This is a genomic window from Mesorhizobium sp. M4A.F.Ca.ET.022.05.2.1, assembly GCF_003998845.1.
In the GTDB taxonomy this organism is placed as follows: domain Bacteria; phylum Pseudomonadota; class Alphaproteobacteria; order Rhizobiales; family Rhizobiaceae; genus Mesorhizobium.
In genome coordinates this window covers 1-11,054 of sequence record NZ_RZOJ01000183.1, presented here as the reverse complement: position 1 = coordinate 11,054, position 11,054 = coordinate 1, and the positions used below count along the sequence as shown (strand labels likewise).

At 65.2% G+C, this 11,054-nt stretch carries 11 protein-coding genes and 1 tRNA gene; 8 read left to right on the top strand and 4 right to left on the bottom strand.

What is annotated here, in order from left to right; translation table 11 throughout:
• A partial coding sequence (locus EN745_RS19755) for an energy transducer TonB (protein WP_145992074.1) occupies window positions 1-275 on the top strand: 275 nt, incomplete at its 5' end.
• Window positions 276-690: 415 nt separating this feature from the next.
• Here the strand turns inward: EN745_RS19755 and EN745_RS19750 are convergent.
• A tRNA-Ala gene (locus EN745_RS19750) sits at window positions 691-766 on the bottom strand.
• A gap of 9 nt (window positions 767-775) precedes the next feature.
• Here EN745_RS19750 and EN745_RS19745 point away from each other — a divergent pair.
• Both EN745_RS19745 and EN745_RS19740 read left to right on the top strand, forming a co-directional pair.
• Window positions 776-1,210 carry a YggT family protein gene (locus EN745_RS19745; protein WP_127422054.1) on the top strand — a complete coding sequence of 145 codons (435 nt, stop codon included), beginning with the start codon at window positions 776-778 and terminating at the stop codon, window positions 1,208-1,210.
• Window positions 1,207-1,548: a DUF167 family protein gene (locus EN745_RS19740; protein WP_127422053.1), complete on the top strand. Its 342-nt coding sequence runs from the start codon at window positions 1,207-1,209 to the stop codon at window positions 1,546-1,548. The genes EN745_RS19745 and EN745_RS19740 overlap by 4 nt, the downstream gene beginning before the upstream one ends.
• A 189-nt stretch (window positions 1,549-1,737) precedes the next feature.
• Here EN745_RS19740 and EN745_RS19735 read toward each other — a convergent pair whose 3' ends face one another.
• Window positions 1,738-2,667 carry an IS110 family transposase gene (locus EN745_RS19735; protein ID WP_126057235.1) on the bottom strand — a complete coding sequence of 310 codons (930 nt, stop codon included), beginning with the start codon at window positions 2,665-2,667 and terminating at the stop codon, window positions 1,738-1,740.
• Window positions 2,668-3,134: 467 nt separating this feature from the next.
• On the opposite strand from EN745_RS19735, the gene EN745_RS19730 reads away from it, so the two are divergent.
• The 4 genes from EN745_RS19730 to lpdA all read left to right on the top strand — a co-directional run bounded on the left by EN745_RS19730 (window position 3,135) and on the right by lpdA (window position 8,363).
• A complete protein-coding gene (locus EN745_RS19730; RefSeq protein ID WP_127422052.1) occupies window positions 3,135-4,367 on the top strand; it encodes a 3-methyl-2-oxobutanoate dehydrogenase (2-methylpropanoyl-transferring) subunit alpha in 1,233 nt (410 codons plus the stop codon).
• 2 nt (window positions 4,368-4,369) lie between these two features.
• On the top strand, window positions 4,370-5,383 hold the full coding sequence (locus tag EN745_RS19725) for an alpha-ketoacid dehydrogenase subunit beta (RefSeq protein WP_126057336.1): 1,014 nt from the start codon (window positions 4,370-4,372) through the stop codon (window positions 5,381-5,383).
• Between the two features lie 14 nt (window positions 5,384-5,397).
• A complete protein-coding gene (locus EN745_RS19720; protein ID WP_127422051.1) occupies window positions 5,398-6,714 on the top strand; it encodes a dihydrolipoamide acetyltransferase family protein in 1,317 nt (438 codons plus the stop codon).
• Window positions 6,715-6,950: 236 nt separating this feature from the next.
• Window positions 6,951-8,363, top strand: coding sequence for a dihydrolipoyl dehydrogenase (lpdA, locus tag EN745_RS19715; protein ID WP_126057338.1), 1,413 nt, complete (start codon window positions 6,951-6,953; stop codon window positions 8,361-8,363).
• Window positions 8,364-8,531: 168 nt separating this feature from the next.
• Here lpdA and EN745_RS19710 read toward each other — a convergent pair whose 3' ends face one another.
• Window positions 8,532-9,635, bottom strand: a complete 1,104-nt coding sequence (locus EN745_RS19710; protein WP_127422050.1) for a saccharopine dehydrogenase family protein — start codon at window positions 9,633-9,635, stop codon at window positions 8,532-8,534.
• Window positions 9,636-9,810: 175 nt separating this feature from the next.
• On the opposite strand from EN745_RS19710, the gene EN745_RS19705 reads away from it, so the two are divergent.
• Entirely contained in the window at window positions 9,811-10,239 is a 429-nt protein-coding gene (locus EN745_RS19705; RefSeq protein ID WP_126057340.1) for an Lrp/AsnC family transcriptional regulator, read from the top strand.
• A gap of 66 nt (window positions 10,240-10,305) precedes the next feature.
• Here EN745_RS19705 and EN745_RS19700 read toward each other — a convergent pair.
• The coding region (locus EN745_RS19700) for an aldo/keto reductase (RefSeq protein ID WP_145992073.1) at window positions 10,306-11,054 on the bottom strand (749 nt) is incomplete at its 5' end.

Here is an 11,054-nt window from a genome sequence, read left to right as displayed (position 1 = left end):
GCTGGAATTCCAGCCTGGCGGCTTGGATCAGGCGGCATACGCGCTATCCGAGCGCGGCACGGTCGCGGCGGGCCGAAGGCAGCCCAAACGTTACCTTCACGGTCGATTCTTCCGGCCGGGTGGTCTCGGCCCGGCTGGCGCGCTCATCCGGTGACGCCGACCTCGACCGCGCGGCACTCGGCGCCTTGCAGGGCGCCTCGGTGCCGGCGCCACCATCCGAACTCGGCGCCCGCGTCACCCGCACCGCGCCTTTTGTCTTCAGTTTGCGGGATTAGATGGCAAACGATGTCATCGTGGCGGCGTGTCGTGTCGCCCTTGGCTCTCATGCTTGCCGGGACCTTCCTTGGCGGCCTCGGGGTGCGCACGGGGCGGCAGGGTGTCCGTCAGGTTTCTGACCTTTGGCATTGTTGTGCGCATCGATGATCGCGCGGCCAAAATGGACAAGGATTGGAAGCACTGACATTGCGCTCCCTCCGTTGGGACGGCTGCTGCGCGCAGTCGGAACGGGGATAGATGCGTCGGGTCTGTTTCGCGGGGATGGCACGGAAAACGGCGGGCTGTTGCCGAAATCATCGACCGGGAAACATTTGCCTACGAATGATTTGGTTCGTTTCGCCTATGCCGAAACGGCAACCGAGCAGGCGAAACGGCTGCGAAATCCATTCGGGTCAAGGGCTCGAGAAATCCCACTGGTGGAGCTGAGGGGGATCGAACCCCTGACCTCATCATTGCGAACGATGCGCTCTCCCAGCTGAGCTACAGCCCCGTCCAGCGGATGGCGCATTTATCGGGCGCGACGGTTTCGTGTCAAGGCGAAACGAGCGGCGCCATTGGCGCTGCCGGAAAGCCGGCTCTTGCCGGCTCCGCCTGCAATGGCTACATGTCGGCCGTTCGCAAGGAGCACCTGATGATCGCAGTCTTTTATACGCTGCATGCCGCAATAGGCATCTATTGGTGGATCGTAATCGGCGCGGCCATCTTCTCTTGGCTGTACGCCTTCAACGTCGTCAACTCGCGCAATCAGCTCGTTAACTCCATCGGCACCATGCTCTACCGGTTGACCGAGCCGGCGCTGCGGCCAATCCGCCGCTTTCTGCCCGATCTCGGAGGTGTCGACATCTCGCCGATCATTTTGCTGTTAGCACTGACATTTATCAGCGTGTTCTTGAACTACACAGTTCAGCCGATGTTCGGCATCGGTCCGATGTGAGGTCTACCGCCTTTTTCTTCTTTCGTCTCCGCAACGACGGCATCGATCTGTTCGTACGGCTGACGCCGAAGGCGGCGCTTGATCGGATAGAGGGCGTCGAGACTACCGCCGACGGAAGAAGCCACCTCAAGGCCCGCGTGCGCGCCGTGCCGGAAAACGGCGCCGCCAACCAGGCGCTGGAACGGCTGGTCGGCAAGGCGCTGGGCGTTCCGGCGTCGGCCGTCGCGGTCGTCGCCGGCGCCACGGCGCGGCTGAAGACGCTGCGGATAGTGGGAGATGCGGCTGAGCTGGCGAAGCGCATCGAGGCATTGAGCGGCAGCCAAGGCAAATCGCATTGATGGCTGCTAGTCACATCATCGGTCGGCGCTGCCCCTCATTGCCCTGCCGGGCATTTCTCCCCGTATTGTGACGGGGAGAAAGATGCCTTCGCCGGCGATTTCGCCAACCATAAACGTTGCAGAAAATTGCGCTGCGGGCGCGGCCAGCTCTCTTCTCCCCGTTTACGGGGAGAGCGACTGTCTTGGCTGTCAAGCTGTTTGCCATGGTTTTTGGTCGCGGATGATGGCGTTGAGAATGGTCAGCAGCTTTCGCATGACGGCCACGACGGCGACGATCTTCGGCTTGCCAACCTCGACGAGGCGGTCGCGAAAGGCCTTGAGGACCGGATTGTGGCGTATGGCGACGAGGGCAGCCATGAAGAGGACGGCGCGCACGCGGCTCCTGCCGCCGCCGATGAAGCTCTTGCCACGCCATGTGCCGGACTGCCTCGTCCATGGTGCGAGACCTGCAAGCGCTGCGATCTGGCGCCGGTCGAGGCTGCCCAACTCCGGCATCTCGGCGATCATGGTGCGGGCAACGGTGGGACCGATGCCTGGCACGGAGGACAGCAGTTTTTCCCGGACCCGCCAGAGCGGCGACTTGCGGATATGATCGTCCAGGTCGGCATCGAGGCTTTCCAACTCACGCCTGAGCGCGGCGAGCAGGCGCTTGATGCTCTTTTGCGCCTGTCTTGCGTTGACCGTGCGGGCGCGGTTCTCTTCGGCCACGATCATCTGCACGATCTGGCGCCGGCGCGTGACGAGATCGGCCAACGTCCTGGTCTCGGCATCGCGCAGCGGCCGCAGTTCCGGCTTGGTCGCAGCTATGAAGGCTGCGATGACGGCAGCGTCGATCGGATCGGTCTTGGCCCGCTTGCCGAGCGCATTGGCATAGGCCCGGATCTGCGCTGGATTGACCACGACAACCGAAAGGCCGGCGCTCGCCAAAGTGGCGACCGCCAGTTGCTCGTAGCCTCCCGTAGCCTCCAATCCGATTGCCGTCGGAGAAAAGGCTGCAAGACGTCGAGCCAGCTCCTCCACCCCGGCATGGTCGTTACCAACCGAAAACGCTTCACCGGACGGCAAAACATGCACATCCAGCCGATCCTTCGAAACGTCGATGCCAACAACGATTTCCATCCTATCCCATCCTTGCCTAATCGGGCTTCGCTTGCGGCCCAGACGACTGTTCGGGGTCGATGGAACGGCGGACGAAGACCCTCGCTCTCCCCCGGGCTTCAAGGCCCAAAGATGCTCCGGTCTCTCGTCCGCCACCGCACCTGCTGCAATAGCAGAGTCGGCACGGGACAAGTTACAAGGATGCCGGCAGGCAGGTGAGGGGCAGCACTGGCCTCGACAGTTACCCGAACGCCTACGTGGTCCGGGCATTTCAAGCTCTTGCGCCAGACCGGTCACAGCCATTCGCCAAATTGCGTGGCGGGCGAAAACATCGACAAGAAATTTCGCCGTCATATCTGCATCTTGTCGCCAGCGCGCCGTATCGGCCTTGATCAGCCGAGAAGCCGGGGGACGGCCCGTCATCTGGCCGATGAATTAGCGGCGCGGATGTGCAACTATCGCACCGGCAACATTGGAGGACGTAGGTCATGGCCGATGCTGGAATGTTGCGGTTCCATGTTCCCGAGCCCGAGGTGCGGCCGGGTGGCACGCCCGATTTCTCCAATGTGACCATCCCCAAGGCCGGATCGGCGCCGCGACCGGAGATCGACGTCGATCCGCGCACCATCCGCGACATGGCGTTCTCGATCATCCGCGTGCTCAACCGCGACGGCGAGGCGGTCGGGCCGTGGGCCGGGCTGCTTTCCGACCAGGAATTGCTCGAGGGCCTGCGCCATATGATGACGCTCAGGACCTTCGACGCGCGCATGCAGATGGCGCAGCGCCAGGGCAAGACCTCCTTCTACATGCAGCATCTCGGCGAGGAGGCGGTGAGCTGCGCCTTCCGCAAGGCGCTGGCCAAGGGCGACATGAACTTCCCGACCTACCGGCAGGCCGGGCTGCTCATCGCCGACGGCTACCCGATGGTCACGATGATGAACCAGATCTATTCCAACGAGGCCGATCCGCTGAAGGGCCGGCAGTTGCCGATCATGTATTCGTCGAAGGAGCACGGCTTCTTCTCCATCTCCGGCAACCTAGCGACGCAGTACATCCAGGCCGTTGGCTGGGCGATGGCTTCGGCGATCTCCAACGATTCGCACATCGCCGCCGCCTGGATCGGCGACGGCTCGACGGCGGAGTCCGATTTTCATGCAGCGCTCGTGTTCGCCTCGACCTACAAGGCACCGGTGGTGCTCAATGTCGTCAACAATCAGTGGGCGATCTCGACCTTCCAGGGCATTGCGCGCGGCGGCTCCGGCACTTTCGCGGCGCGCGGCCTCGGCTTCGGCATCCCCTCGCTGCGCGTCGACGGCAACGACTATCTCGCCGTCCACGCGGTGGCGAAATGGGCGATCGAGCGGGCGCGCCGCAATCTCGGGCCGACGCTGGTTGAATATGTCACCTACCGGGTCGGCGCACATTCGAGCTCGGACGATCCGTCCGCCTACCGACCGAAGGCGGAGTCCGACGCCTGGCCGCTCGGCGACCCGATCGTGCGGCTGAAGAACCATCTCATCCAGCGCGGCGTCTGGTCGGACGAGCGCCATGCCCAGGCGGAAGCCGAAATCCTCGAGACGGTGATCGCCGCGCAAAAGGAGGCCGAGAGCCACGGCACGCTGCACGCCGGCGGCAAGCCGTCTACGCGCGACATGTTCGAGGGCGTCTATGCCGAGATGCCGCCGCATCTCAGGCGACAGCGCCAGCAGGCGGGGGTCTGACCATGCCCAGACGGACCATGATCGAGGCGATCCGCGACGCCATGGACGTGTCGATGGGGCGCGACGAACGCGTCGTCGTGTTCGGCGAGGATGTCGGCTTCTTCGGCGGCGTCTTCCGCTGCACGCAAGGCCTGCAGGCCAAATACGGCAAGAGCCGCTGCTTCGATGCGCCGATCAGCGAAGCCGGCATCGTCGGCGCCGCCATCGGCATGGCCGCCTATGGGCTGAAGCCCTGCGTCGAGGTGCAGTTTGCCGACTATGTCTATCCGGCCTACGACCAGATCGTTTCGGAGGCGGCGCGGCTGCGCTATCGCTCGAACGGCGACTTCACCTGTCCGATCGTGGTCCGCATGCCGACCGGCGGCGGCATCTTCGGCGGCCAGACGCACAGCCAGAGCCCGGAAGCGCTGTTCACCCACGTCTCCGGCCTGAAGGTCATCGTGCCGTCCAACCCTGCCGACGCCAAGGGGCTGCTGATCGCGGCGATCGAGGATCCCGATCCGGTGATCTTCCTCGAGCCGAAGCGGCTCTACAACGGTCCGTTCGACGGCCACCACGACCGTCCGGTAACGCCGTGGTCGAAGCATGATCTGGGCGAGGTTGCCGACGGCCACTACACGGTGCCGCTCGGCAAGGCGGCGATCCGCAGGCAGGGCGCCGCGATCACGGTGCTCGCCTACGGCACGATGGTCTATGTCGCCGAGGCGGCGGCCACGGAGACCGGCATAGACGCCGAGATCATCGATCTGAGGACGCTGCTGCCGCTCGATCTCGACACGATCGTCGCCTCGGTGACGAAGACCGGACGCTGCGTGGTGGTGCACGAGGCGACGCTGACCTCGGGCTTCGGCGCCGAGCTCTCGGCGCTGGTGCAGGAGCACTGCTTCTACCATCTGGAAGCGCCGGTCGTGCGCGTCGCCGGCTGGGACACGCCCTATCCGCATGCGCAGGAGTGGGACTACTTTCCCGGCCCGGCCAGGGTCGGCCGCGCGCTCGTCGAAACGCTGGAAGCTTGAAGGGAGGCCTGACCATGGGCGAGCACGTCATCAAGCTGCCGGATGTCGGTGAAGGCGTCGCCGAGGCCGAGCTGGTCGAATGGCATGTGAAGGTCGGCGACCTGGTGCGCGAGGACACGGTGCTGGCCGCGGTGATGACCGACAAGGCGACCGTCGAGATTCCCTCGCCGGTCGACGGCGAGATCCTGTGGCTGGGCGCCGAGATCGGCGACACGGTGGCGATCGGCTCGCCGATCGTGCGGCTGAAGGTTGCGGGCGAGGGCAATGTGAAGCCGCAGAGCGATGCGGCGGAAGAGGCCATCAAGGCCGAACCGCCAGCCAAGCTCCCAACCCCGAAACCCGAGGCCGCTCCGGCGAGCCCGAAGGCGCAGTCAAAGGCCGCCGAGCCGAAAGCGAAGCCGGCGCCCGCTCCCGCAAATGGGGCGGCACGGAACTTGGTTTCCGGCGCGCCGCATCCCGAAGGCGAGAAGCCTTTGGCCTCGCCCGCCGTCCGGCTGCGCGCCAGGGAAGCCGGCATCGACCTCAGGCAGGTCGCGGGTTCCGGCCCGGCCGGCCGCATCGGCCATGAGGATATCGAGGCGTTCCTGGCGCGCGGGCCGCAGGTCGCCAAAACCTCCGGTCTTGCTCGCAAGGACAATGTCGAGGACATCAAGGTTATCGGGCTGCGGCGCAAGATCGCCGAGAAGATGGCGCTCGCCAAATCGCGCATCCCGCACATCACCTATGTCGAGGAGATCGACGTCACTTCACTGGAGGAGTTGCGCGCGACGCTGAACAAGGAAAAGCGGCAGGACCGGCCGAAGCTGACGCTGCTGCCGTTCCTGATGCGGGCGATGGTCAAGGCGATCGCCGACCAGCCGAGCATCAACGCGATCTTCGACGACGAGGCCGGCATCATCCACCAGCATGGCGGCGTCCATATCGGCATCGCCGCGCAGACGCCGTCCGGGCTGGTGGTGCCGGTGGTCAAGCATGCCGAGGCGCGCGACCTGTGGGAATGCGGCGCTGAGGTCAACCGGCTGGCCGAGTCGGCGAAGTCGGGCACGGCGAGCCGCGACGAGCTGTCAGGCTCGACCATCACCATCACCTCGCTCGGCGCCATGGGCGGCGTGGCGACGACGCCGGTCATCAACTATCCGGAGGTGGCGATCGTCGGCGTCAACAAGATGATGGTGCGGCCGGTGTGGGACGGCACCCAGTTCATCCCGCGCAAGATGATGAACCTGTCGTCCAGCTTCGACCATCGCGTCATCGACGGCTGGGATGCCGCGGTGTTCGTGCAGCGCATCAAGGCGCTGCTGGAAACGCCGGCGCTGATTTTCGTGGATTAGCGGGGCGGGACGATTGAGATGACGGCGGGACAGCGCCCCCCTCTGCCTTACCAGGCATCTCCCCCACAAGGGGGGAGATTGGATGTCATGCCGGGCTTCGCCAATCTCCACCGTTGCAGGAATGAATGAAACGACGAAGCTGCTGATCTCCCCCCTCGTGGGGGAGATGTCCGGCAGGACAGAGGGGGGCGCGAAGGATCGCGACGGAACGTTCCCTCGGATCGAAGGACCACGACATGAAAGAAATCTCCTGCAAGCTGCTCGTCATCGGCGCCGGGCCCGGCGGCTATGTCTGCGCCATCCGCGCCGGCCAGCTCGGCGTCGACACGGTGATCGTCGAGGCCGGCAAGCCGGGTGGCACCTGCCTCAATGTCGGCTGCATACCGTCCAAGGCGCTGATCCACGCCGCGGAGGAGTTCGAGAAGGTGGCGCACATGGCCGGCGGCAAGAGCCCGCTCGGCATTTCACTCACCGCGCCGATGCTTGATCTGGCCAAGGCAATCGCCTGGAAGGACGGGATCGTTAGCCGGCTGAACAGCGGCGTGGCCGGCCTGCTGAAGAAGGCCAGGGTCAAGACCGTACAGGGCTGGGCGACTTTCCGCGACGGCAAGACCGTCGAGGTTGAGACCGAGACCGGCACCCAGGTGATCCGCGCCGAGACGGTGGTGATCGCGACCGGTTCGGCGCCGGTCGAACTGCCGTTTCTGCCGTTCGGCGGCCCGGTGATCTCGTCCACCGACGCGCTGGCGCTGAGCGAGGTGCCGAAGAAGCTCGCCGTCGTCGGCGGCGGCTATATCGGGCTGGAGCTCGGCATCGCCTTCGCGAAGATGGGCGCCAAGGTCACCGTGGTCGAGGCTTTGCCACGTGTGCTGGCGCAATATGACGCCGAACTGACCCGACCGGTGGTGAAGCGGCTCGGCGAACTCGGCATCGAGGTGATGACAGGCGCCAAGGCCAAGGGGGTGTCGACCCAGGGACAGGCCGGCAAGGGCGATTCGCTGCTGGTCGAGACGGCAGACGGCAAGAACGCCAAGGTCGCCGCCGACAAGATCCTCGTCACCGTCGGGCGCAAGCCGCTCACCGAAGGCTGGGGGCTGGACCAGATCGACCTCGACATGGCCGGCAAATTCATCCGCGTCGACGAGCAGTGCCGCACCTCGATGCGCGGCATCTTCGCCATCGGCGACGTCACCGGCGAGCCGATGCTGGCGCACCGGGCGATGGCGCAGGGCGAGATGGTGGCCGAGATCGTCGCCGGTCACAAAAGAAGCTGGGACAAGCGCGCAATACCCGCCATCTGCTTCACCGATCCGGAACTGGTCACGGCCGGCCTGTCACCTGACGAGGCGAAGGCGCTCGCCGGCGAGGTCAAGATCGGGCTATTCCCCTTCGCCGCCAACGGCCGCGCCATGACCAAGCAAGGCGAGGATGGTTTCGTCCGTGTCGTCGCCCGCGCCGACAATCATCTGGTGCTGGGTATCCAGGCGGTCGGGCAAGGCGTGTCGGAACTGTCGGCGGCCTTTGGCCTGGCGCTGGAAATGGGGGCGCGGCTGGAAGACATCGCCGGCACGATCCACGCCCATCCGACGCAGGGCGAAGGTTTCCAGGAAGCAGCGCTCAAGGCGCTGGGTCAGGCGCTGCATATTTGAAAAGGTGTTATCTCCCCCCTTGAGGGGGAGATGGCCGGCAGGCCAGAGGGGGTCGGTGCGACCGGACGCGACCTCCCTTGCGACAGATCGAGGTTAGCGCTCCACGCGAAACGACCCCCTCTGTCGCCTTCGGCGACATCTCCCCCTCAAGGGGGGAGATCACCCAGCTCACCCCGCCAGCCGGCTTTCCATCTCGTGCTGGGCGTAGGCGCGGCCGAAGCGGTTGGCGAGGAAGGCGTCGAGCGCGATGTCCTCCTGGCGGACGAAGCCTTTCGCCGGCAATGTGCCGTCGGCGAGCATGTCGAGCACGGCGCAGATGCCGGAGGCGGTGGTGATCTGGATGGCGCTGCGCACCAGAGTGCCGACGCGCTTCGAGTAGATCTTGTTGGCGTAGGTTTCCTGCAGTAGGCGGCCGTTCTTGCGGCCCGAGACGGTGACGAAGACGATGACGACGTCCTGCAGCGTCGCCGGCAGGGCGCTTTCGAAAATGTCCTTCAGCACGTCGCGACGGTGACGCAGGCCGAGATCGTTGAGCAGCGCCTTCATGATCGCGGCGTGGCCGGGATAGCGGATGGTGCGGTAGTTCAGCGTGCGCACCTTGCCCTTCAGCGTCTCGGCCAGCGTGCCCAGCCCGCCCGAGGTGTTGAAGGCCTCGTAGGTGACGCCGTCGAGCGAGAACTCCTCGCGCTCCTCCAACGGCGGTACCTCGATCAGCTCGCCCTCGACGATCGCCTCGCAGGGCTCGCAATATTCGTTGATGACGCCGTCGGTGCTCCAGGTCAGATTGTAGTTCAGCGCGTTCGACGGATATTGCGGCAGGGCGCCGACCCGCATGCGCACGCTCTCCAGCGTGTCGAAGCGGCTGGCGAGATCGTTGGCGACGATCGAGATGAAGCCCGGCGCCAGCCCGCATTGCGGAATGAAGGCGCTGCTGGCATCGCGCGCCAGCTCCTTCACCCGTCTTGTGCTGACGACATCCTCGGTGAGATCGAGATAGTGCACGCCGGTAGTGGCGGCCGCCTCGGCGATGCGCGTGGTGAGATGGAAGGGAGCGGCGCTCAGCACCGCGAATTTGCCGGCAAGCGCTGCCTCGAGCACGCCCGGCGCGGCGATGTCGAGTTCCATGGTCTCGACGCCCCCGGGGAGTTCGGCCGCGGCAAGCTGCGCCGCCGAGCGGTCGACGAGCGTCACGCCATAGTCGCCGGTGGAGGCCAGCATCTCGGCGATGGTCGAGCCGATCTTGCCGGCGCCGACGACAACGATGTTCTTCATGATCAATACCCCTGCCATTTCGCGTTACGCAATTCCGGACGGAAACCGCTTCACACCTTTCCTGGAATTGCTCCTGAGCTGGCCGGAATCATCGCAGCTTGCCTGTCGAAAGGAAGCGTGAAATTGTACGAAACGAAATGCCGCTTTTAACAATATGCCGACAAGGATCGTCGAAATGATCAGCGATGCCGAACAGGCCCTGCTTTCACTGCTGCGCGCCAACGCGCGCGCCTCGACCGCCGAGCTCGCCCGCCAGCTCGGCGTGTCGCGCACCACGGTGCAGAGCCGGATCGAGCGGCTGGAGCGCCGCGGCATCATTGCGGGCTACGGCGTGCGGTTGTCGCCCGACTATGAGCAAGGGCTGGTCCGGGCGCATGTGCTGCTCACCGTGACGCCGAAGCTCGCCGACAAGGTGGTGCGCAGCCTGCAGGCGCTGCCGCCGGTTAGGACGCTGCACTCGGTGAGCGGCAATTTCGACATGATCGTCATCGTCGATGCGCCGTCGATCCGCGATCTCGACACGCTGCTCGACCAGATCGGGGCGATGGATGGGGTCGAGCGGACGTCGTCGTCGATTATTTTATCGACGCGGATCGATCGGTGAAACTGTTGAGATGCTGGCGCGAGGGGCGAAGGAACGCTGCGCTTCCTTTTCAACGCCCCAAGCAGCCTACGCCCTGCGCCGCTCCGGCCCGTTGTCCAGCCAGGCGACATCTTCCGGCGATAGCTTGATATCCAACGCCCTGAGACTGTCCTCCAGCTCGTCCAGCGTGCGCGGGCCGATCAGCGGCACTGACGGGAAGGGCTGCGCCAGCACATAGGCGAGCGCGACATGGATCGGGCTCTTGCCGAGACGGTTGGCAAGCTCGATGGCGCGGTCGCGGCGGCCGAAATTCTTCTCGGAATACCAGACGCGCACCAGCTCCTCGCTATCATGCTTGTCGCGGCCGGCGCGATCGGTGAAGAAGCCACGGCCCTGGCTCGACCAGGCGAAGTTCGGCATCTGCCGCGCCGTCAGCCAGGCCTTCCAGTCGTCGGTGGACGAGGTGACGCAGCCGGCCCAGATCGGCTCCAGCATCTCAGCCAGCGAGAAATTGTTGGAAAGCGCGCCGGGCTTCTGCTTGCCGGTGCGCTCGGCATAGGCAATCGCCTCATCCATGCGCTCCATGGTCCAGTTCGACCCGCCGAACGGACCGCGGATGCGGCCGGCCTTGACCTCGGCGTCCATGGCGTCGACGAATTCGCCGACCGGCACGTCCGGATTGTCGCGGTGCATGAAATAGATGTCGACATGGTCGGTCTGCAGCCGGTCGAGCGACTGGGCGAGCTGCTTGCCGATCACATCGGGATAGCAGAGCGGTGAATGCGCACCCTTGCCGATCACCACCGACTGCTCGCGCACGCCGCGGTTTCGCAGCC